This is a genomic window from Nocardia sp. CA-151230 (assembly GCF_050942175.1).
In the GTDB taxonomy this organism is placed as follows: domain Bacteria; phylum Actinomycetota; class Actinomycetes; order Mycobacteriales; family Mycobacteriaceae; genus Nocardia.
Map to the genome: position 1 here is coordinate 3367703 of NZ_CP192061.1, position 22085 is coordinate 3389787.

Sequence of the window (22085 nt, forward strand, 5' to 3'; positions counted from 1 at the left end):
TCAGGCGATGCCCAGGCGCTCCTGAGCCAGCACGCGGATCGCCTTCTTGTCCGGCTTGCCCAGTCCGGTCAGCGGCAGCTCCTCGATCACCACCACGTGCTTGGGGACCTGCACCGAACCCTTGCGCTGCTTGACCGCGGCCTGGATCTCGGCGGTGACCACCTCGATCGCGGCCGGGTCGGCCGCGGTGGCGGGGTCGAGGACCAGCACGGCGGTCACGGCCTCGCCCCAATGCGCGTCCGGCACACCGACCACCGCGACGGTGACCACCTTCGGGTGTTCGGAGACAACGTCTTCCACCTCGCGCGGGAAGACGTTGAACCCGCCGGTGACGACCATGTCCTTGGAACGCCCGACGATGAACAGGAATCCGTCCTCGTCCTGGCGGGCCAGATCGCCGGTGCGCAGCCAGCCGTTCTTGAACGTATCGGCGGTGACCTCCGGCAGATTCAGGTAGCCGGCGGCGAGCAGTGGCCCGGAGACGCAGATCTCGCCGACCTCACCCTGCGGGACCGGTTTGTCCTCGCCGTCCAGCAGCGCCACCCGGATCGCGGTCGAGGGCCGGCCACACGAGGTGAGCCGTTCCTTGTCGTGCTCGTCCTTGCCCAGGTAGCTGATCGCCATCGGCGCCTCGGACTGCCCGAAGTACTGGGCGAAGATCGGCCCGAAGCGATCGATGGCCTCCTGCAACCGATTCGGGTCGATGGCCGAGGCCCCGTAGTACACCGTCTCCAGCGAGGACAGGTCCCGGGTCTTGGAATCCGGGTGATCGAGCAGCGCGTACAGCATGGACGGCACCAGCATGGTCGCCGAGATCTTGTGCTCCTCGATGGCGCGCAGCACTTCTCCGGCGTCGAAACGCGGCAGCACCACGCACTGCCCACCCAGCAGCACGACCGGCAGGAAGAACGCCGCGCCCGCATGCGAGAGCGGCGTGCAGATCAGGAACTTGGGCCGCTTGGGCCACTCCCACTCCGAGAGCTGGATCTGCGTCATGGTGTTCATGGTCAGCGCGGTGCCGATCACGCCCTTGGGCTTGCCGGTCGTGCCGCCGGTGTAGCTGATGGAGATGACGTCGGAGGGCAGCAGCTCCACCGCCTCCACCGGACGCGGCTCGTACTTGTCGGCGGTCGCCAGCAGATCCACGCCGACATCGGCAAGCAGTTCGGGCACCGGGCCCAGCACCAGGATCTTGGTCAGCGTCGGCACCATGTCGACCAGTTCCCGGGCGCGCTGCACGAACGCGGGCACCGGATCCAGGATGAGCGTCGAAATGCCCGCGTCGGCAAGCACATACGCGTGATCGTCCAGGCCGCCGATGGGGTGCAGGGCGGTACGCCGCGAGCCCACGATCTGGCCGGCGCCGATGGTGAACAGCACCTCGGGCCGGTTCAACGCGAGCACGCCGACCGGGGTGCCGGTGGTGACGCCGTGCTCGGCGAAGGCGTCGATGTAGCGGCTCATGCCGTCGAGCACCTCACCGCCGGTGAGGACGTGGTCGCCGAGGGTGAGGACCGGGCGGTTGCGGTGCCGCTTCAGTCCGGCCACCAGGGCGTGCCCGTTGTGCACGGGCAGTCGCAGCAGGGTGTCGGGATCGAGTGTGGTCATGGGATTCTCAACTCCGTCCGATGGTCACGCCGTGTGGGCCGCGTACAGGGTGACGACCACCGCGCCGCCCAGGCCCAGATTGTGCGCCAGCGCGGTGCGCGCGCCCGCGACCTGCCGCTCGCCCGCGAGTCCGCGCAGCTGCCAGCTCAATTCGGTGCACTGCGCCAGGCCGGTCGCGCCGAGCGGGTGGCCCTTGGAGATCAGGCCGCCCGACGGGTTGACCACCCAGGTGCCGCCGTAGGTGGTGGCGCCGGACTCGATCAGCGCGCCCGACTCGCCCTCGCCGCACAGGCCCAGCGCCTCGTAGGTGATGAGCTCGTTGATGGAGAAGCAGTCGTGCAGCTCGATCACGTCGACGTCGGCGACACCGATTCCGGCGCGGGAGAACACCTTCGAGGCCGCCGCTCGGGTCATGGGCGCGCCCACCACGTCGATCATGGAGCCGGTGGAGAAGGCGGTGTTGTCGTCGGTGGCCAGCTCCTGGGCCAGGATCTCGATGGCCTGGCCCTCGAGGCCGTTGGCCTTGACGAACTCCTCGCTCACCACGACCGCGGCGGCCGCACCATCGGACATGGGCGAACACTGCGAGCGGGTCAGCGGGCCGTGCACCGGCTTGTCGCCCAGCACCTGTTCGAGGGTGTAGGCATCCTGGAACTGCGCCAGCGGGTTCCGGGTCGAGTGCTCGTGGTTCTTGACCGCGACCGCCGCCAGCTGCTCAGGCGTGGTGCCGTAGCGCTTCATGTGCTCGATGGCGGCATTGCCGAAGAACTGGGTGGTGATCGGCGCGGCGGAGAACTCGAAGTGCTCCTTGTTCACCTTCAGGTGCGCGTCGACGGTGGTGACCTTGGGCTTGGTGGCCGGACCGGCCATGGCCTCCTTGGTCATCTGCTCGAAGCCGACGGCCAGGGCCACATCGGTGATGCCGGCGGCCACCCACTCGCGGGCGAACATGAGCGCGGTGGAACCGGTGGCGCAGTTGTTGTTCACATTGACGATCGGGATGCCGGTCAGGCCGATGTCGTAGAGGGCGCGCTGCCCGGCGGCCGAGGGCTGGAAGACGTAGCCGACCGCGGCGCGCTGCACCTGGTCGTAGGTGACGCCCGCGTCCTTCAGCGCGCCGTTCACGGCCTCGGCGACCATCTCCGGGTAGGTCCACTCGCGGGAACCGATCTTGACGAACGGCGTCATGTTCACGCCGACGACGAAAACGCGTCGCATAGGGTTGTCCACTCCTGTTCTTCGGGAACGTGATTCGTGATGTCTAGTCGGCGCGCGGGACGCGGCCGTCGAGGTCGGTGAAGCCGTAGGCCTCGGCCAGGTCGGCGACCTTCCAGGCTTTACCGGTGCGCGCCAGGCGATCCGGATCCGCGGCCAGCGCGACCACGGCGCGGCCGGCGAAGTGCGGGGTCTCGGCCTCGTCGAGATCGAAGGTGCCCTCGCCGGGCAGGGTGACCAGGCGGCGGCCCTGCGCATCGGCCGGAACCATTTGCAGCAGTTCGGTGTTCACGACGCCCGGCCAGATCGAGACCGCGGTCGCGCCGGTGCCGTCGAGGTCGTGCGCCATGTCGGCGGTGAGCCGGTCCACGGCGGCCTTGCCGACGCCGTAGACCGCGTTGTGCATCTGGCGGATCGCGCCGGGGGAGGACACGCTCACGATCAGGCCCTGCGACTCGATGAGCAGCGGCGCGGCGAAAACGCTTGCCACGTAATGGGATCGGACGCCGATATCGAAGCCCTCGTCCCACGCCTTCGGCGGCACCTCCCAGAACTTGCGGCCGATCCAGCGTGCCGACGCGGGGGAGTTGTAGACATTGTTGACCAGCACGTCGAGCCGGCCCTGCTCGTCACGGACCTGCGCGAACAGCTTCTCCACGGCCGCGTCGTCGCGGTGATCGCAGACCACCGGCACCCCGATCCCGCCCAGGGCGTCGATCTCGGCGGCGGTCCCGGCCACGGTGCCCGGCAGGTGCCCGGCCGTGACGGTGCGCCCGGTGACGTACACCGTCGCCCCGGCCGCGCCCAGCTCCAGGGCGATGCCCTTGCCGATGCCGCGGCTGGCGCCGGTCACCACCGCGACCTTTCCGGCGAGAATCTTGGGTATTTCGCTCACGACCTCTGGACATTACCTTGAAATAGGAACGTGTTCTAGAAATTGGAGGCGGAGTGGAACTGACGCATCGGACGATCGACACCGGGGAGGTCCGCATGCACGTCGCGGATCAGGGCGAGGGCTTCCCGGTCGTCTTCTGCCACGGGTTTCCGCACACCTGGTTCATGTGGCACCACCAGCTCGACGCCGTCGCCGCGGCCGGCTACCGTGCCCTCGCCCCCGACCTGCGCGGATACGGCCGCACCGAGGCGCCCGCCGACCCGGAGGCCTACACCAACGCCGCCGTCATCGGCGACCTGATGGCCCTGCTCGACGACATCGGCGCGGAGCGGGCGGTCTTCGTCGGCCTCGACTTCGGCGCGCAGCTGGTGTGGGAGCTGAGCCTGCGCGCCCCCGAGCGGGTGGCCGCCGCCATGGTCCTGAACAACCCGTTCGCCCCGCGCCCGCCGCGCGCCCCGTCGGCCTTCTGGACCAGAGCGGCCGAACGCCACTTCCTGCACCTGTCCTACTTCCAGACCCCCGGCATCGCCGACGCCGAACTCGCCGCGGACCCGCGCGGCTTCCTGGCCCGCGTCTACTACTCGCTCTCCGGCGACTACCACTACCTCGACACCTGGAAGAACCCGCCCGGCCTCGGCTACCTCGACGTCCTCCCGCAGGCTCCCGCCCTGCCCTGGCCGTGGCTCTCGGAAGCCGAATTCGACACCCTGGTCCAGGATTTCGAGCGCACCGGCTTCACCGGCGGCCTCAACTGGTACCGCAATCTCGACCGCAACTGGGAACTCACCGCCGCCTACGCCGACGCCAAGGTCGAGGTCCCCACCTTCTTCCTCTACGGCCGGAACGATCCCGACATGGAGGGCTTCAGCGGCCGCGACCCCCTGGCCACCCTCCGCGCCAACGTCCTCGACCTCCGCGAGGTCGTCGAGGTCCCGGCCGCGGGCCACCTGGTCCAGCTCGAGCGCCCCGACGCGGTCAACACCTTCCTCACCGATGCCCTGAAGAGCCTCGGCCTCCCGGCGTAACCCGGCCCGACCGGTGGCCCGGGACATCGGGCCCGGTCACCGGTCGATTCGAGGATCCTGCTGTTCGGGTGTCCAGTGGGGGGCGTAGCGTCGTGCAGACATCGGGTGTTGTCGACCAGGAGGCCCGGTTCATGGCAGTTCGAGTTCACGCTTTCGGCGATGACGCGCTCGGCGAGCATGACGGGGTGGCCATTGCCGCACTGATCCGCAGCGGTGAGTTGAGTGCGGCCGAGGTTGCCAAGGCGGCCCGGGAGCGGGTGGCGCAGGTGAATCCGGTGTTGCACGCGGTTGTGGTGGAGGCGGATACGCCGCTGGTCTCGGGGGATCGGGATGCGCTGCTGTACGGCGTGCCGACCTTCGTGAAGGACAACACCGATGTGGCCGGGCTGCCGACCCAGCACGGCAGTGCGGCCTGGCGGGCCCGGCCGGCGAAGGCGCACGGACCCTTCACGAAACAGTTTCTGGGCACCGGTATGACCGTGCTCGGCAAGAGCACTCTGCCCGAGTTCGGGCTGAACGCGACGACCGAATTCGTCGATGCCGAACCGACCCCCAATCCGTGGGACACCGAGTTCTCGTCGGGCGCCTCGTCGGGTGGTTCGGCCGCCCTGGTCGCGGCGGGTGCGGTGCCGATCGCGCACGGTAATGACGGTGGCGGTTCCATTCGGATTCCTGCCGCCTGTTGCGGGCTGGTCGGCCTGAAACCGACGCGCGGCCGTCACATCGACGGCCCGCAGGCACGTTCCATGCCGATCAACCTGGTCTCCGAGGGCGTGCTCACCCGCACGGTCCGCGATACCGCCACCTATTTCGCTGCGGCCGAACGCTTCTGGCGCAATCCTGCACTGCCGCCGATCGGGCTCGTCGAGGGGCCCGCCCAGCGGCGGCTGCGCATCGGCCTGCTCAGCGATCCCATCACCGGGGCAACCCTGGACCCGCAGATCCGCACGGTCCTCGAGGACACCGTCGCGCTGCTGGAGGGCCTCGGCCACGAGGTGCGGCCCATCCCCTACCCGGTGGACCGGGGCTTCGCCGAGGACTTCGCCAGCTACTGGGCGATGCTGGCCTTCCTGGGCAGCATCACCGGCAAACTGAGCTTCGGCCGGTCCTTCGATCCCGCCCGCCTCGACCCCTTCACCCGCGGCCTGGCCGCCCGCTTCCGCGGCTCCGCCCTGCGCTCACCCGCTGTGCTGTACCGGCTTTCGCGCCTCCGCCGCGCCTACGGGGACTCCTTCCGCGACGTCGAACTCGTGGTGTCCCCGGTGCTGGCGAGCCTCACACCCCGCCTGGGCTACCTGAGCCCCGGTCAGCCCTTCGACGAGGTGTTCGGCCGCCTGCTGGACTATGTCACCTACACACCGTTCGCGAATGTGACCGGGGCGCCGGCCCTTTCGCTCCCGATGGGCGCATCCGAGTCCGGTCTCCCCATCGGGGTGATGTTCTCCGCCCTCCACGGCGACGAACGCACCCTGCTCGAACTCGCCTACGCCCTCGAATCCGTCCACCCCTTCCGCGGCATCCAGCAGTGACGGGCACGCACCGGCCCTAGACCGAGACCGCGCGCAGCGCCTCGGGCGTCAGATCCTTCAGTGCCGGATACCCGTCCACCGCCATGATCAGATCGGCCTCCGCGAGCAGCGTCCGCAGCACGTGCACGATGCCGTCCGCGCCGCCCAGCGCCAGCCCGTAGGCGTAGGGGCGGCCGATGCCGACCGCGGACGCGCCCAGCGCCAGCGCTTTGATGATGCCCGCGCCCGAGCGCACCCCGGAATCGAACAGCACCGGCAGCCCCTCGGCGGCGGCCACCACCTCGGGCAGCACGTCCAGCGCGGGGAGCCCGCCATTGGCCTGGCGGCCACCGTGATTGGAGCAGTAGATGCCGTCCACGCCCAGATCCCGGGCGCGACGCGCGTCCTCGGGATGGCAGATGCCCTTCACGATCAGCGGCAGCTTCGTCAGCGAGCGCAGCCACGGCAGATCCGCCCAGGTCAGCGGATTGCCGAAAACCTGGATCCAGCGCAGGATCGCCGACTGCGGATCCTGCTCCGGCGACTGCGCCAGGCTCGCCCGGAACACCGGATCGGTGAAATAGTTGGCCAGGCAGTGCCCGCGCAGCTGCGGGAAATTGCCGGTGGACAGATCGCGCGGCCGCCAGCCGGTCACCCAGGTGTCGAGGGTCACCACGATGCCCTTGAACCCCGCCCGCTCGGCCCGCTCCACCAGGCTGGCGGCCAGATCCCGGTCGGTGGGCGTGTAGAGCTGGAAAAAGCCGGGGGTGTCACCGAATTCGGCCGTCACGTCCTCCATCGGATCCACGCTCAGCGTGGACGCCACCATGGGGACGCCGGTGCGCGCCGCGGCCCGCGCGGTCGCCAGATCACCGTGCCCGTCCTGCGCGCACAGGCCGATCACGCCCACCGGTGCCATGAAAACCGGTGCGGGCCAGGTGCTTCCGAACAATTCCACCGACAGGTCACGCTGCTTGGCGCCCACGAACATGCGCGGAATCACGCCCCACCGATCGAACGCCGCCACATTGGCCCGCTGGGTGCGCTCGTCGCCCGCGCCGCCCGCCACATACGACCACACCGACGGCGGGAGCGCCGCCTGCGCCCGCTCGGCCAGCTCCTCGAAGCTCACCGGCAGCGCCGGGACCACCCCGCGCAACCCGTTGAAGTAGATCTCGTTCTGAAAATCACCGAATGCCACGACGCACTCTCCAGTTCCGTCTCTGCCGAAAGGGCCACTGCGATTGTGCGAGACTGGGCATCGGGCACAGGTGAATCGCAGGATACGAGCAGAGGGTGGCAGACGGTGCAGGATGACGTCAGGCTGCTGACCGAGGAGGAGCTCGCGCTCATCCACGCCCTGCAACTGCGGCCCCGCGCCTCGTGGACCGACCTCGGACGGGTGCTCGGCGTGGACCCGGTGACCGTGGCCCGCCGCTGGCAACGGCTCGGTGACCGCGGCGAGGCCTGGATCAGCGTCTCACCCGGCCCGGCGGTGTTCGATCTGCTGTGCGCCGCCTTCGTCGACATCGATTGCGCCGCAGGGCAGACCGACGCGGTGGTCGCTACCCTGGCCGCGCACCCGCACATGCTCACCCTGGAACGCGCGGGTGGCAGCAACCGCATTCTCGCCACCGTCGCCACCGGCGATTTCGGGCAGATGTCGCGCTACACCCTCGACGTGCTGCCGGCCGTCGCGCACATCGCGGCCGTGCGCACCCGCATCGTGACCCACTGGTTCGCCGAGGGCGGCAGCTGGCGCATCGATGCCCTCGCCCCCGGCCAGCGCGACCAGCTGCGCACCCCGCCCGCCCCGGCCGGGGCCGACCGCGGCCGCCGCGTCACCCCGCTGGACCGGGCTCTCATCGGCGCCCTGGCCCGCGACGGCCGCGCCGCACACAGCGTCCTCGCGGCCGCCCTCGGCACCAGCGCCTCGACCGTCAAACGCCGCATCGACGAGCTCACCCGTCTCGGACTGCTCAGCTTCCGCTGCGATTTCGCGCGCCCGCTGGGCGGCTGGCCGGTCGCGGTCACCTTCTGGGCGACCGCGCCCACCGCCGCGCTGCCCGAGATCGGCTACGGGCTCATCCGGCTCCCGCAGACCCGCAACTGCGCCGCCGTCAGCGGCACCCACAATCTGGTGCTGCAGGCTGGACTGCACTCGGTCGCCGAGGTCACCCGCTTCGAAAACCAGATCGCCACACTGCATCCCGAGCTCGTCGTCACCGAACGCACCATCACGCTGCGGCACGAGAAACTGCTCGGCCGCATCCTCGACCGCCACGGCCGCTCCCGTGTCGTGGTGCCACCCGATATCTGGCGGGAAACTGCACCGGCACAGGATGATTCACATTGAGGGTTGGCAATCTGTCACCGGCGCACGGAATTTCGACGCCAATTCTCGGCTGAGGGGTCTCAGAAGTTCGCGTTGAGGTACTCCGCCGCATGGGTCGTCCACAGCATGCCCGTGCCCGGCATATTGTGCCCGGAATACAGCACGTGCTGCCCGTCCGGCCACGGTGTCAGATACCCGATCAGCCCACGCACCGCCGCCTCGTACCGATTCAGGTTCGCCACCGGATCCTGCATCAGGAATTCCAGCAGCTCATGGAAGACCACCGGCGTCAGATTCCCGATCCGCGCCCCCTCGACCAGCGAGAACGGCGAAATCGCGGTATCGATGGCCCGCAGCGGCGAATCGGCGGGGGAGGCGGTGATGATGTCGCCGGGATTCGCGTACTCCCGCACGTCCATATCCAGCGGCCACGCCCCCCGCTGCCCGTGCAGCCCGTATGTCGTTGCCGGGCACAGATTCCCGACCGACTGCCCCGCCCGCCGCATCGGATTGGCGATATTCACCACGAACGCGATCTCCAACGGCGACCCGTCGACATTGGTATAGATACCCGCTCGCACCCCCTGCAGAATCGTGCTCGCCACGATCCCACCCAGCGAATAACTCATCAGCCCACACACATTCGGCGAATCCTGCAACGCCTCGACCCCGGCCGTCACCCCCAACCGCACCGACGTGTCCAGCGACGGCCCCCACGTATCCGGATCCGGCCCGATCGAAGCAGGCCAATCCGGCTCGAAAGACCGGAACTTCCCCGTATCCAGCAGCTTGGTGACATCGTGCAGCATGCCCGCCGGCGTCCCATCGCTGTTCCGCTGCTCCCCGGTACCCCGCAGAGTAATGATGTCGATCATGTCATTCCCTCCGCGCCGAACCTTTCGACGCCTGCGCCCGACGCTAGGCCGGTCCGGCGCCGGGCTCACGAGTAGTGAACTACCCGAATCCGAATCCGGGGCGCCGACTCACACAGGGCTCCGGTCGGCCGGACGGGACCTGCAACACCCCGCGTGGTCCTTCGACCGGTGGCAGGTCCCGCCGGGCCGCCGGGGTTCAGTGCTCGGGCACGGTCCAGCGGGCGGCCGGGCCGAACAGGCCGGCGGGATCGTAGCGGCGGCGAACATCGACCAGGCGCTCGCGCTGGGCGGCGGTCCACGCGGCCATGGTTTCGGTTGCGGGACGGCCGTGTGGATCCGAGGCGAAGTTCGGCGCGGCCGCACCGAGACTCCACGGGGACAGGGCCCCGATCACGGCATCGAGCGCCGCGGGAACCGCCGATGCGATCGGCGGCGCCAGGACGCCGACCGCCAGGAGATTGAACGCCGCCTGCCGGCCCGCGACAGTGGTGGGGGCGAGCGACTCTCGCGCGAGCGCGCCACCGAGGGCACGGATCTCGGCCATGGTGATCGGCAGGCCGCCCGCGGGCCCGGCGGCCGCCAGCAGCGCGTCGACGGCGGCGTCGGGTAGTTCGCGCAGGAGGGTCGACCGATCGGCTGCCGGCATCGGGTCGACCGGGTCGTTGTGGATGGAAGCCAGTGCCGCGTAGGGCATTTCGGCGACGGTGTCCAGCAACGGCGCCGCCACCGGCCGCAGTGGCGCCAGCAGCGCGGCGCCCTCGGCCGGGTCGCCGACATGGGCGTAGCGCAGGTGCAACACCGTGGCTCCGCGCAGCGGCTCCGGAATCTCCGGCAGCGGAGGCAGATTGAGGATCGCCACCGAACTGGTCACGGTCTCCGGCACCGTCGCCATCCAATTCCGCCAGGCCCGCAGCACCTGCGCCGCGTCCTCGATCCGGTAGGTCAGGCCGCCCGCGTACAGGGTGCGGATCGGGAACAGCCGGAAGGTCATCTGTGTGACGATCCCGAAGGCCGCGCCGCCGCCGAGTAGCGCCCGGAACAGCTCGGGTTCGATATCGGGGGAGACCCGGCGCAGGGTGGCGTCCGCGGTCACCACCTCCATAGCGGTGACATGGTCGGCGGCGAAACCATAGGTGCGGGCGATCGGGCCCAGACCGCCGCCCAGGGTATAGCCCACCACGCCGACGCTCGTGGACGATCCCGCGAGTGGGGCGAGGCCGAACGGGGCGACCATGTCCAGGACTCGCTGCCAGCGCACGCCCGCGCCCACGGTGGCGGTGCGGTGATCCCGATCGATCGACACCGCGTCCAGCAGCGAAGTATCGACGAGGATGCTTCCCGGCGGTGTGGGAGCGGCCCCGTGGCCGGTGGCCTGCACCGCGACCCTGTGGCCGGTCGCGTTCGCGATCCTCACGGCGGCCGTGACATCGGCGGCGCTGCTGGCCACCACGATGGCCGCGGCCCGATGCTCGGTCGCGACATTGAATCCGGTCGCCGACAACCGGTAACCGTCCTGGCCGGGCGTGTGGACCTCACCGGCGACCGCCGCGCGCAGGTGTTCGGCGAGCACGGAGCTCGGCATCGGCTCGGCGGTGGTCGGCGCGGGCGGATCGAAGACGCTGGACATGTGGCTCCTGGAAGTCGATGGTGCTGATCGATTTCCAGGAGACCGCGCCACGCTTAGCGCGAACTTAGCTCCCGCCCAGCAACATTGGCGGGTTCCGCGGCGATCGCGCTCACCAGCGCGTTCACCTCGGCACGCGTCATGCTCGCACCCGCCGCCAGACCCGCGTCGAAATCCGCGGGAGGCAACGCCGCCCGAACCGCGGCGGCGTCGCGGGGTGCGTCCAGCGGATCCATCACCTCCGGCAGGAACCCGATCCGCCCTCCCAGCGCCCGCACCGCCCCGAGCAGGCGGGCGCCGTCGGCGGGGCGGCCCCACCAGGCGGCGAGCGCCGCGGCCATATGCACCATCACCAGCCACGAGGTGACATCCCCGTCCAGCTCCAGTGTGGTCTGCATGGTGCGCAACGCCGTGCGGGCGTCGGCAGCGTCGCCGGCGGCCATCGCGCAGCGGGCCAGGGTCCACGACGCGGACGCGACCGGCCAGCGGTGCCCGCAGCGTTCGGCGACCGAAACCGCCTCGCGCAGTGTGTCCCTCGCCGCATCCGGACCCTCGGTGAAGCGCAGGATCATGCCCTCGATCATCAGGGCCTCGGCCAGCTGCCACGGCCGAGCGACCGCACCGGCTTCGGCGACCGCAGCCCGGGCCGCGTCCGCCGCCGCGGTCGAGGGCGCGGCGACCGCGCGCATATACGTTGTCCATGACCGCATCCACGCGGCCGTGGCCCGATCGTCGGTCTCGGCCGCGACATGTACCGCCCGCTCGGTCGCCTCCACAGCGCGGACCGGATCGCCCGACAGGTAGTACAGCCCGCCGAGCCCGCCCAGCGCGGCCGACAATGTCGGACCGTCGACCCCGTGTCCGGGCGGCGTGGTCGCGGCGAGCGCGCCCGTGATCGCCGCGATGCCTTCCCCGATGAACCCATGCCGATACCAGAACCAGTACAGGGCCGCCGCCAGCCGCAGCACATAGCCGGGGTCTCCCGCCGCGAACGCGGACGCGATCGCACTGCGCTGTTCGGCGACATCGGCGCTCAGCGCGTCCAGCAGCTGCGCCGACCGCGCGTCCCGCAGATGCGCCGCCGCGGCCCGGGACCGGTCCAGCACGGTGCGCCGGTGCGCGGCACGCACCCGGGCGAGCTCGTCGGGTTCACAACGGGCCAGCGCGAATTCGCGGATCGACTGCAGCATCCGATAGCGCCGCGGCGACGACGCGGGCTGGACTCGCAGCAGCGATCGGCGCACCAGACCGGTCAGCGGTTCGAGAACCGCCATCGGTGTGGACGCACCGTGCACCGCAGCCGCGGCATCGATATCGAAACCTCCGGCGAAGACGGCGATGTCACGCAGCAGCCGCGCCTCGCCGGGATCGAGCAGACGGTAACTCCAGTCGATGGTGTCGGCCAAGCGGCGCTGTCGTGCGGGTGCGGTGCGCGCGCCCCCGGCCAGCAGGGTGAAGCGGTCGGCGAGGCCGTCGGCGATCTGATGTTCGGACAGCACCCGCAGTTGCGCGGTGGCCAGTTCCACCGCGAGCGGGATGCCGTCGAGGTCTGCGCAGATCCGCCGCACCGGTTCGCGTACCCGCTCATCGAGCGTCCAGCCGTCGACCACACCGGCGGCCCGGACGGCGAACAGCTCGACGGCGTCGGCCTCGTCCAGGGGTGAGATCTCGATGATGCGCTCACCGTCGAGCTCGAGTGGCTCCCTGCTGGTGGCCAGGATCCGGACCCGAGGGCAGTGGCTCAACAGCGTGTTCACCACAGCGGCGACTCCGTCGAGGACATGCTCGCAATTGTCCAGTAGCAGCGTGCATTCCCTGCTCGCGAGGATGTCCGCGAGCCGATCCGGCGAGCTCGCGCCCCGGACCTGCACGGCCGCGGCCACCGTGGCGGTGACCAGCTCATCGGATTCGATCGGGGCCAGATCGACCCACCACGGGCCGTCGCCGGCGGGCAGCCGGCGACACGTCTCCAGGGCCAGCCGGGTCTTGCCGACGCCGCCGGTGCCGACCAGTGTCACCAGCCGTGTAGCGCTCACGGCCCGGCCGATTTCGTCGAGTTCGCTTGTGCGGCCGATCAACTGGGTGCGGGGTGCCGGCATCGGCGTGATCGGTGCGAGCGCGGGCGACCCACCCGGCGCCGGCTTCGCAGACCCGCGCAGCAGATCCTCGTCGTGGCGCAGGATCGCGGTCTCCAGTTCGCGCAACCGGACACCGGGTTCGATGCCGAGCTCGGCGTCGAGCAGGCGGCGGACATTCCGCAGGGCCGCAAGGGCATCGGATTGCCGCCCTGCCCGATAGCGGGCCAGCACCGCCAGCTCCCAGGCGCGTTCGTCGAGCGGATGCACCGACACCAGGCCATCGGCATCGGCCAAGGCGGCATCGACGAGGCCGGCGTCGAGCCGCAATTCCACCAGTGCCTTGCGCGCCCGCAGTTCCAGCGCGTTCAGCCTGGCGATCTCGGACCGCACGAAATCGGCGTCGGCCACGTCCGCGTACGGCGCGCCCCGCCATTCGCCCAGCGCCGCCTCGTACGCCCGCAGCCCGGAATCGGGATCACCCGCCGCGCAGGCAGATTCGGCGACCGCGATCTGCTCGGCGAATCGGTGCGCATCGATCCGTTCCGCGACCAGATCCAGCTGGTATCGGGTGCCGCAGCGGCTGATCACACCCTCGGCGCCGCGGCGGCGGTCGGGCTCGAGCCGATCGCGCAGTTTCGAGATCCCGAAATGCAGGGAACCGACCGACGGATCGGGGGCGTCGTGCCACACCTGCTCCAGCAATCGATCGGCCGACACCTCGTGCGGGAACGCGGCGATCAACGCCGCCAGCAATGTTCGTTGCCGCACACCGCCGAGATCGACCGGTCGCCCGGCGACGGTGGCCGCCAGCCCGCCCAGTACGCGCAACCGCACCTGCGGCCGCGCGAGATCATCATCGACTTCACCCCGCGCGTCACCCACGGATCACCTCACTACCAGCTCTCGTCCAGCAATCTAACCTGGCGCGGGAGCCGCACCGCGCATCGGCGTGGATTCGGGCGGCGGGTATTTCCGTGCTGGGCAAGCGCGAGCTCTACGAATCCGCGAACGAACCCATCGACCTGCCTGCCGCGCACACCGGCGCGGTCGCCCGCTACCTGGATTGGGAGATCATCACCAGCAACCGGTCGCGATGGCCCGATGTCGAGCGGCGGTTGCCGTTCCCGGTCGGCGTCGTCGAATTCACCGACCGCCGAACCCTTCGGACTCTGAGCCCCACACTATGACCGACCCTGGTCGAGGTCGCGAGCAACCAACTACTCGATTCCAGCGCTTCGCACCTCTGTGGACCTGCGGGTTCGGTGGATTCGGCATGCGGGTGTGATGGGCACACCGGGCGTCCGGTGCGGCGAGTGTATCGATCGCGGAAATCCTGTAATGCTTCAGGCATTACAGATATGCTTCCAAGCATGGCTGAGAACAAGACCACCATCACTACACGTCCGGCGACCCGTGATGAGCTCCAGACGCTAGCCAGGCCGAACGAGTCGCTCGACGCGGTGATCAACCGCCTGATAGCCCACTACAAGTCGGCCCAGACCCGCAATCGGCTGGCCTGGGAGACGCGCATCGCCGCTGATCGACAGGATGCGAGCGCGGTAGCGTGGGCCGAGAGGCAGGCCGACCTGCTCGAACAGCGGCTGGCGCAACGACAGGCGGCGAAAGGGTGAGCGTCGGTTACGTACTCGATGACACGGTTATCCACGCATACGCATTCGGCGACAGGAATGTCTCCAACCTCATCGCGGTCCTCGACGGTCGAGACATTCGCGTCGCTGTCCCGATTCTGGCGCTGACCGCCGGCCTCGTCGGATTGTCCGACGACCAGCGTGCCCAGGTCAACGGTGTGGTAGAGAATATTCAGTCGATTCTGATCGCGGCCCTCGCCACGACCAACGACGCCGATGAGCTGGCCGACGTCATGGCCGCAGCCGTTGAACCGATCGACTTGCCCGCGGCGCACACTGTGGCGGTAGCCCGCTACCTGGACTGGGAAATCATCACCATCGACCGGACGCGATGGGCCGAGGTCGAGCAACGCCTGCCGTTCCCAGTGAGCATTGTCGAATTTTCCGACGAATAACTGTGCTGGACAACGTGAACGGCGGCCCGGGTGGGACAGCGGAGGACGCCGTTCATCGTGATCAGCTTGGTAGATCCGCGGCGGCGGATTCGTCGAGGAGCCAGGTGGTGGATTCGGTGCCGATGGCGCCGGCGGCGGGGATGTCGAGGGGGGAGGCGTCGTTGAGGGCCGCGGCTACCGCGGCGGCTTTGGCCTCGCCGGAGACGATGAGCATCACGTGACGGGACTTGCGGATGGCGGGGAGGGTCAGGGTGATGCGGACCGCGGGTGGCTTGGGCGAATTGGTTTCGGCCACAACCAGTTCGTGTTCCTCGCGGGTGGCGTCGGTGTGGGGGAACAGCGAATTGATGTGGCCCTCACCGCCCATGCCCAGCAGGTGCAGGTCGAAGGCGCCGTGTTCGGCCAGGTGGGCGTGGACGGTGGCCGAGTACTCGCCGGCGGCCTCGAGCGGGTCGGGGTAGTCGCCGCTGGAGGTCTCGGTGGGGTGGACGCGGGCCGGGTCGACCGGGACGTGGTCCAGCAGGGCCTGGCGGGCCTGCAGTTCATTGCGTTCGGCGTCGCCGGTGGGGACGAAACGCTCGTCGCCCCAGAAGACGTCGAGTTTGGACCAGTCGATGTCGCCGGGGGCCTTGCGGACCCATTCCAGCAGGGCGATACCGGTGCCGCCGCCGGTCAGGACCACCGAGGCGGAGCCGCGCAGACGCTGTGCCTCCACCACCTGGGCGACGAACTTCGCGGCCGCGGCCTGCACGAGTTCGTCGGTGGTGGCGAAGGTTTCGACAGCGGGCTTACTCATAGGTCACCCTTTCGATTCCGGTGAGGGCCTCGGCGTAGATGTCGTCCGCGTCGAGGTGGCGCAGTTCCTCGGCCAGGCAGTCCTTGGTCTCGCGGCGGGCCAGCGCGAAACGCTGGTCGGGTTCACCGGTACGGGAGAGCGTCGCGGTCCGGCCGTGCTGCGGACGCGCGATGGAGATCGACACCGTGGGCCGGTGCATCTCCACCTTGAGCTCGCCGGTGCGCCGCACCACCGGGCAGTCCATCCGAGCGGCCAGCCAGCCCGCCAGCATGTCGAGCGCCGGCTCTTCCTTCAGGCCCGAAATCGTCACGGACTCAACGGGTTCGAACGGAGCCTCGTCCAGCGCCGCCGCCAGCAGCGCCCGCCAGTAGGTGACCCGGCTCCACGCCAGATCGGTGTCGCCGGGCGCGTAGGACTGCCGCCGGCCCTTGATGGTCTCCTGCGGATCCGAGGCGAAGGTCGCGTCGGTGATGCGGCGGGTCGCCAGGCGGCCCACCGAATCCTTGGACGGGAACTCCGGCGCGCCCCGCGGCCACCACGCCACCACGGGGGTGTCGGGCAGCAGGAACGGGATCACCACACTCGACTCGTGCGGCACCAGATCCCCTTGCAGGCGAAGCACTATCACCTCGGCCGCCCCGGCGTCACCGCCGACGCGGATCTGCGCATCCAGCCGGGTCGGGGCCATGCGGTCACCGCGTGCCAGCACTATCACCCGGCACGGGTGCTCCCGGCTGGCGTCGTTGGCGGCGTCGATGGCGTCCTCGGCCTCGGAGCTGTCCAGCGTGCACACCACCAGGGTGAGCACCCGGCCCATGGTTACCACGCCATTGGATTCCCGCAGCTGCACAAGACGTTTCGACACCTCGCGGGTGTCGGTGTCGGGCATGTCGATGATCACGGACGCCGCCATTCCCGCCCGCTGCGCGCGAGCATCTCGTCGGCGGATTCCGGGCCCCAGCCGCCCGCCTCGTACGGGTCGGGCTTGCCGGTCTCGGCCCAGCGCGCGAGCGCGGGATCGAGGATGCGCCAGGACAATTCGACCTCTTCGTTGACCGGGAACAGCGACGGCACCCCGAGCAGCACATCCAGGATGAGCCGCTCGTAGGCCTCGGGGGAGTCCTCGGTGAACGCCTCGCCGTAGCTGAAGTCCATGTTCACGTCGCGCACCTCCATCGACGACCCGGGCACCTTGGACCCGAATCGCATGGTGATGCCCTCGTCCGGCTGGACCCGGATGACCAGCGCGTTCTGCCCGAGCTCCTCGGTCATGGTCTGGTCGAAGGGCAGGTGCGGGGCCCGCTTGAACACCACCGCGATCTCGGTGACGCGGCGGCCCAGCCGTTTCCCGGTGCGCAGATAGAACGGCACCCCCGCCCAGCGGCGGGTCTCCACGGCCAGGGTGATGGCCGCGTAGGTCTCGGTGCGGGAGTTGGGATCGAAACCCTCCTCCTGCAGCAGGCCCACCACCGGCTCACTGCCCTGCCAGCCCGCGGTGTACTGGCCGCGCGCCGTCGTCTCGTCCAGCGGCTCGACGAGTTTCGTCGCCGAGAGCACCTTGATCTTCTCGATCTGCAGCTGCTTGGGCTGGAAGCTCACCGGCTCTTCCATGGCCGTCAGCGCCAGCAGCTGCAGCAGGTGGTTCTGGATGACGTCGCGGGCCGCGCCGATGCCGTCGTAATAGCCCGCGCGACCACCCAGGCCGATGTCCTCGGCCATGGTGATCTGCACATGGTCCACATAGTTGGCGTTCCAGATGGGATCCCACAGCTGGTTGGCGAAGCGCAGCGCCAGAATGTTCTGCACCGTCTCCTTGCCCAGGTAGTGGTCGATGCGGAACACCGAACGCTCCGGGAACACCGTGTTCACCAGGGCATTGAGCTCCTGGGCGCTCTTCAGGTCGTGCCCGAAGGGCTTCTCGATCACCACCCGCCGCCACGGTTCGGGCTGTCCGGCGGGCGAATCCGCGGGCTGGGCCAGACCGTTCTTGGACAGCTGCTCGAGCACGATCGGGAAGTCACTGGGCGGAATCGACAGGTAGAAACCGGTATTGCCGCCGGTCCCGCGATCGCGGTCCAGATCCTTGAGGGTGGTGGCCAGCTTGTGGAAGGCCGCGTCGTCCTCGAACGTGCCGCGGACGAAACGCAGGCCCTCCTTGAGCTGCTGCCACACCTCCTCCCGGAAGGGAGTGCGCGCCGAGGAGGACACCGACTCGTGAACCAGGTTCGCGAAGTCCTCGTCGGTCCAGTCCCGGCGCGCGAAGCCGACCAGGGAGAAGCCCGGGGGCAGCAGCCCCCGGTTCGCCAGGTCGTAGATGGCCGGCAGCACTTTGCGCCGCGACAGGTCACCGGTAACGCCGAATATCACCAAGCTGCACGGTCCAGCGATGCGCGGAACCCGGCTGTCGCGTGTATCGCGCAGCGGGTTCGGCGTCGCGACCGTCGTCGCTGCGCCTGCCACCGTCAGTTTCCTCCCGCCACCTGCAGCTTTTCGGTGGTGGCCACGAGCAGGTCCTCCCAGGAGGCGACGAACTTGTCGACACCCTCGGTCTCGAGGACACCGAACACGTCCGCCAGGTCGATGCCCGCCGCGACCAGCTGATCGAACACCTGCTGCGCCTCGGCGGCCAGGCCCGCGAGCCGGTCGCCTTCCAGCACACCGTGATCGGCGAAGGCCTCGAGGGTCTTCTCCGGCAGCGTGTTGACCGTGTTGGGGCCCACCAGCTGGGTGATGTACATGGTGTCCGGGTACTCCGGGTTCTTCACACCGGTCGAGGCCCACAGCGGACGCTGCTTGTTGCCGCCCGCGGACGCCAGCTTGCGGTAGACGTCGGTGTGCGCACCGCCGTCGAATACATCCTGGTAGGCGGCATAGGCCAAGCGCGCGTTGGCGATTCCGGCCTTGCCGCGCAGGGCGAGCGCCTCCGCGCTGCCGATGGCCTCGAGCCGCTTGTCGATCTCGGTGTCCACGCGGGAGACGAAGAACGAAGCGACGGAATGGATTCCGGCGATGTCGTGCCCGGCGGTGTGGGCGTTGCGCAGACCGTCGAGGTAGGCGCCCATCACCGAGATGTAGCGCTGCACAGAGAAGATCAGCGTCACGTTCACGCTGATGCCCTCGGAGATCACCCGGGTGATGGCGGGCAGGCCCGCCTCGGTGGCCGGGATCTTGATCAGCAGGTTGGGGCGATCCACGATCTTCCACAGCTCGATCGCCTGGGCGACCGTGCCGTCGGTGTCGAAGGCCAGGCGCGGATCCACCTCGATGGACACGCGGCCGTCGACGCCCTTGGTCTCGGCGAAGATGCCGGCGAAGAGGTCGCAGGCCGCGCGCACGTCATCGGTGGTGATGGTGCGAATGGCCGAATCGATGTCCGCGCCGCGGGCGGCGAGCTCGGTGACCTGTTCGTCGTAGGCGTGGCCCTTGGCGAGCGCGCCCTGGAAAATGGTCGGGTTGGTGGTGACACCGACGACATTGCGAGAGTCGATCAGGCCCTGGAGGTTTCCGGACTTGATGCGATCACGCGACAGGTCGTCCAGCCACACCGAGACCCCGGCGGCCGACAGGGCCGCGGTGTTCGTGTTCTGGGTCATGGACTTATCCCTTCACCTTGGCAAGCGAGCGGGTGGCAGCGGCGACGACGGCATCGGCGGTGATGCCGAACTCACGGAACAACGTCTTGTAATCGGCCGAGGCACCGAAGTGCTCGATGGACACGTTCTCACCGGCGTCACCGGTGAAACGGTGCCACGGCATCGCGATACCGGCCTCCACCGAGACGCGGGCCCGCACCGACGGCGGCAGGACCTCATCGCGGTAGGACTGCTCCTGCGCGTCGAACCACTCCACACACGGCATGGACACCACGCGGGTGCCGACACCCTGTGCCTCGAGCGTAGCGCGCGCCTCGACGGCGAGCTGCAGTTCCGAACCGGTGGCGATCAGGATTACCTGCGGTGCGCCGGTGGAGGATTCGGCCAGGATGTAGCCGCCCTTGCGGACGCCCTCGTAGCTGGTGCCCTCCTGGATCGGCAGGTCCTGGCGGGTCAGTGCCAGCGCGGACGGGCCGTCCTGGTGCGGCGGCTCGGAGACCAGGAAGTGCGAATGCCGTTCGGCGCTATCGCGTTCCAGGATGGTGCGCCAGGCGTAGGTGGTCTCGTTGGCGTCGCCGGGGCGGACCACGTTCAGGCCCGGGATGGCGCGCAGTGCGGCGAGGTGCTCGATCGGCTGGTGGGTCGGGCCGTCCTCGCCGAGGCCGATGGAGTCGTGGGTCCACACGTAGGTGACCGGGGTGCGCATGAGCGCGCCCAGGCGCACGGCCGGGCGCATGTAGTCGGAGAACACCAGGAAGGTGCCACCGTACGGACGGGTCGGTCCGTGCAGCGCGATGCCGTTCAGGATCGAGCCCATCGCGTGCTCACGCACACCGAAGTGCAGGGTGCGGCCGTAGGGGTTGGCCTTCCACGCACCGGTGGAGATGGACTCGGGGCCGAACGACGGCACACCCGGCATGGTGGTGTTGTTGGACTCGGCCAGGTCGGCCGAACCGCCCCACAGCTCCGGCAGCACCGGCGCCAGCGCGGCGAGCACCTTGCCCGACGCCTTGCGGGTGGCCATGCCCTTCGGGTCGGCGTCGTAGGTCGGCAGGGTCTCGGCCCAGCCCTCGGGCAGGCGACGCTCCTGCAGGCGGTCGAACAGCGCCTTGTTCTCCGGGTTGGCGGCGGCCCACGCGTCGTACTGCTCCTGCCAGACGGCACGGGCGGCCTTGGCGCGGTCGGCGACATTGCCGCGCGAGTGCGCGATGACCGCGCCGTCCACGTCGAAGCTCTTCTCCGGATCGAAGCCCAGGATCTTCTTGGTGGCCGCGACCTCGTCGGCGCCCAGCGCGGCGCCGTGCGAGGAGCCGGTGTTCATCTTGTTAGGGGCCGGGTAGCCGATGATCGTGCGCAGCAGGACGATCGACGGCTTGTCGGTCTCGGCCTGCGCCGCGGCGATGGCCGCCTCGATGCCGGTCACGTCCTCGCCGCCCTCGACGGTCTGCACGTGCCAGCCGTAGGCGCGGTAGCGCGCGGCGGTGTCCTCGGTGAAGGCGATGCGGGTGTCGTCCTCGATGGAGATCTTGTTGTCGTCGTAGAAGACGATCAGGTTGCCCAGCTGCTGGGTGCCCGCCAGCGAGGACGCCTCGGAGGTGACGCCCTCCTCCATGTCACCGTCGGAGGCCACCACGTAGATAAAGTGGTCGAACGGCGACTTGCCCTGTGCCGCTTCGGGATCGAACAGCCCGCGCTCGCGTCGCGCCGCCATCGCCATGCCGACCGCCGACGCCAGGCCCTGGCCCAGCGGGCCGGTGGTGATCTCGACGTGATCGGTGTGGCGGTACTCCGGGTGACCCGGGGTCAGCGAACCCCACTTGCGCAGGTGCTCGAGGTCGGTCAGCTCGAGACCCATGCCGGCCAGGTACAGCTGGATGTAGAGGGTGAGGCTGGAGTGACCGCAGGAGAGCACGAAACGGTCGCGGCCCGCCCAGGCCGGATCACTGGGATCCAGCCGCATCACACGCTGGAACAGCGTGTACGCGAGCGGGGCCAGGCTCATGGCGGTGCCCGGATGGCCGTTGCCGGTGTTCTGGACCGCATCGGCGGCGAGGACCCGGGCCGTATCGACGGCCCTGGTATCCAGATCGGTCCAGTCGGTGGGGTGGTTCGGCTGAGTGAGCGCGCGGATGTCGTCTGTGACTGACACGACCGAGGTTCTCCTGACCTTCTCGTCAACGATGCGGTTGTGGGCGGCGGGGGATTCGCTGCGTTCGATCCGGGTGCGACGCGGCCGCACCGATCTACAACCACCCTAAAGGGCGGCGTTTCGTGGTCATACGGGAACCCGCAATCACCGCCCGCGGCGTCTCTGGTTCGTGGCGTTTCCCGGACCTGTTCGTGACTGCCCGGTGTACGCATCGCGAACCGGTCTCGGGCCGCGCCGGGGTGGACCTGGTCGGGAGCATGGTCGCCGTGGGTCTACCATGCTCTGTAGTAGTGGCCGCGCCGCACTGGGCTGTGTCTGGGGATCGGCAGAGCGCGCTGCT

At 69.4% G+C, this 22085-nt stretch carries 18 protein-coding genes; 6 read left to right on the forward strand and 12 right to left on the reverse strand.

From position 1 onward, the window contains the following. The 3 genes from fadD8 to ACQP1O_RS15540 are packed head-to-tail and all read right to left on the reverse strand — an operon-like array spanning window position 1 to window position 3718. A complete protein-coding gene (fadD8, locus tag ACQP1O_RS15530) occupies window positions 1-1608 on the reverse strand; it encodes a fatty-acid--CoA ligase FadD8 (protein WP_433566481.1) in 1608 nt (535 codons plus the stop codon). Window positions 1609-1632: 24 nt separating this feature from the next. Beyond that, window positions 1633-2826 carry a thiolase C-terminal domain-containing protein gene (locus tag ACQP1O_RS15535; RefSeq protein WP_433566482.1) on the reverse strand — a complete coding sequence of 398 codons (1194 nt, stop codon included), beginning with the start codon at window positions 2824-2826 and terminating at the stop codon, window positions 1633-1635. Window positions 2827-2869: 43 nt separating this feature from the next. Then, the gene (locus ACQP1O_RS15540; protein WP_433566483.1) at window positions 2870-3718 is read right to left on the reverse strand and encodes an SDR family NAD(P)-dependent oxidoreductase; all 849 of its coding nucleotides are present in this window, start codon (window positions 3716-3718) and stop codon (window positions 2870-2872) included. Between the two features lie 53 nt (window positions 3719-3771). Between ACQP1O_RS15540 and ACQP1O_RS15545 the strand changes: the two genes are divergently transcribed. Next, window positions 3772-4743 carry an alpha/beta fold hydrolase gene (locus tag ACQP1O_RS15545; protein ID WP_433566484.1) on the forward strand — a complete coding sequence of 324 codons (972 nt, stop codon included), beginning with the start codon at window positions 3772-3774 and terminating at the stop codon, window positions 4741-4743. A gap of 131 nt (window positions 4744-4874) precedes the next feature. Next, the gene (locus ACQP1O_RS15550) at window positions 4875-6272 is read left to right on the forward strand and encodes an amidase (RefSeq protein WP_433566485.1); all 1398 of its coding nucleotides are present in this window, start codon (window positions 4875-4877) and stop codon (window positions 6270-6272) included. A gap of 16 nt (window positions 6273-6288) precedes the next feature. Here the strand turns inward: ACQP1O_RS15550 and ACQP1O_RS15555 are convergent, their stop codons facing one another. After that, window positions 6289-7452, reverse strand: a complete 1164-nt coding sequence (locus ACQP1O_RS15555; RefSeq protein ID WP_433566486.1) for a lactate 2-monooxygenase — start codon at window positions 7450-7452, stop codon at window positions 6289-6291. A gap of 105 nt (window positions 7453-7557) precedes the next feature. Here ACQP1O_RS15555 and ACQP1O_RS15560 point away from each other — a divergent pair, with 105 nt between their 5' ends. Beyond that, complete coding sequence (locus ACQP1O_RS15560) at window positions 7558-8607, forward strand: Lrp/AsnC family transcriptional regulator (protein WP_433566487.1); 1050 nt, start codon at window positions 7558-7560, stop codon at window positions 8605-8607. 59 nt (window positions 8608-8666) lie between these two features. Here the strand turns inward: ACQP1O_RS15560 and ACQP1O_RS15565 are convergent, their stop codons facing one another. The 3 genes from ACQP1O_RS15565 to ACQP1O_RS15575 form a co-directional block, all read right to left on the reverse strand. Further along, window positions 8667-9461 carry a hypothetical protein gene (locus ACQP1O_RS15565; RefSeq protein ID WP_433566488.1) on the reverse strand — a complete coding sequence of 265 codons (795 nt, stop codon included), beginning with the start codon at window positions 9459-9461 and terminating at the stop codon, window positions 8667-8669. A gap of 196 nt (window positions 9462-9657) precedes the next feature. Then, window positions 9658-11088: an FAD-binding oxidoreductase gene (locus ACQP1O_RS15570; RefSeq protein ID WP_433566489.1), complete on the reverse strand. Its 1431-nt coding sequence runs from the start codon at window positions 11086-11088 to the stop codon at window positions 9658-9660. 53 nt (window positions 11089-11141) lie between these two features. Further along, on the reverse strand, window positions 11142-14045 hold the full coding sequence (locus ACQP1O_RS15575; protein ID WP_433566490.1) for an AfsR/SARP family transcriptional regulator: 2904 nt from the start codon (window positions 14043-14045) through the stop codon (window positions 11142-11144). Window positions 14046-14137: 92 nt separating this feature from the next. On the opposite strand from ACQP1O_RS15575, the gene ACQP1O_RS15580 reads away from it, so the two are divergent. The 3 genes from ACQP1O_RS15580 to ACQP1O_RS15590 all read left to right on the forward strand — a co-directional run bounded on the left by ACQP1O_RS15580 (window position 14138) and on the right by ACQP1O_RS15590 (window position 15207). After that, complete coding sequence (locus ACQP1O_RS15580) at window positions 14138-14350, forward strand: hypothetical protein (RefSeq protein WP_433566491.1); 213 nt, start codon at window positions 14138-14140, stop codon at window positions 14348-14350. 183 nt (window positions 14351-14533) lie between these two features. Further along, window positions 14534-14794 carry a hypothetical protein gene (locus ACQP1O_RS15585; RefSeq protein WP_433566492.1) on the forward strand — a complete coding sequence of 87 codons (261 nt, stop codon included), beginning with the start codon at window positions 14534-14536 and terminating at the stop codon, window positions 14792-14794. Next, window positions 14791-15207: a hypothetical protein gene (locus ACQP1O_RS15590; protein WP_433566493.1), complete on the forward strand. Its 417-nt coding sequence runs from the start codon at window positions 14791-14793 to the stop codon at window positions 15205-15207. The genes ACQP1O_RS15585 and ACQP1O_RS15590 overlap by 4 nt, the downstream gene beginning before the upstream one ends. A 61-nt stretch (window positions 15208-15268) precedes the next feature. Here ACQP1O_RS15590 and pgl read toward each other — a convergent pair whose 3' ends face one another. From pgl to tkt, 5 genes are read right to left on the reverse strand one after another with little or no spacing between them, the layout of a single operon-like run. Continuing rightward, a complete protein-coding gene (pgl, locus tag ACQP1O_RS15595; RefSeq protein WP_433566494.1) occupies window positions 15269-16003 on the reverse strand; it encodes a 6-phosphogluconolactonase in 735 nt (244 codons plus the stop codon). Then, window positions 15996-16904: a glucose-6-phosphate dehydrogenase assembly protein OpcA gene (opcA, locus tag ACQP1O_RS15600; protein ID WP_433566495.1), complete on the reverse strand. Its 909-nt coding sequence runs from the start codon at window positions 16902-16904 to the stop codon at window positions 15996-15998. The genes pgl and opcA overlap by 8 nt, the downstream gene beginning before the upstream one ends. After that, window positions 16901-18463 carry a glucose-6-phosphate dehydrogenase gene (zwf, locus tag ACQP1O_RS15605; protein WP_433566496.1) on the reverse strand — a complete coding sequence of 521 codons (1563 nt, stop codon included), beginning with the start codon at window positions 18461-18463 and terminating at the stop codon, window positions 16901-16903. Before zwf ends, opcA begins: the two co-directional genes overlap by 4 nt. A 2-nt stretch (window positions 18464-18465) precedes the next feature. Then, complete coding sequence (tal, locus tag ACQP1O_RS15610) at window positions 18466-19596, reverse strand: transaldolase (protein WP_433566497.1); 1131 nt, start codon at window positions 19594-19596, stop codon at window positions 18466-18468. Between the two features lie 4 nt (window positions 19597-19600). Then, window positions 19601-21745, reverse strand: a complete 2145-nt coding sequence (tkt, locus tag ACQP1O_RS15615; RefSeq protein ID WP_433566498.1) for a transketolase — start codon at window positions 21743-21745, stop codon at window positions 19601-19603. Window positions 21746-22085 lie beyond the last annotated feature (340 nt).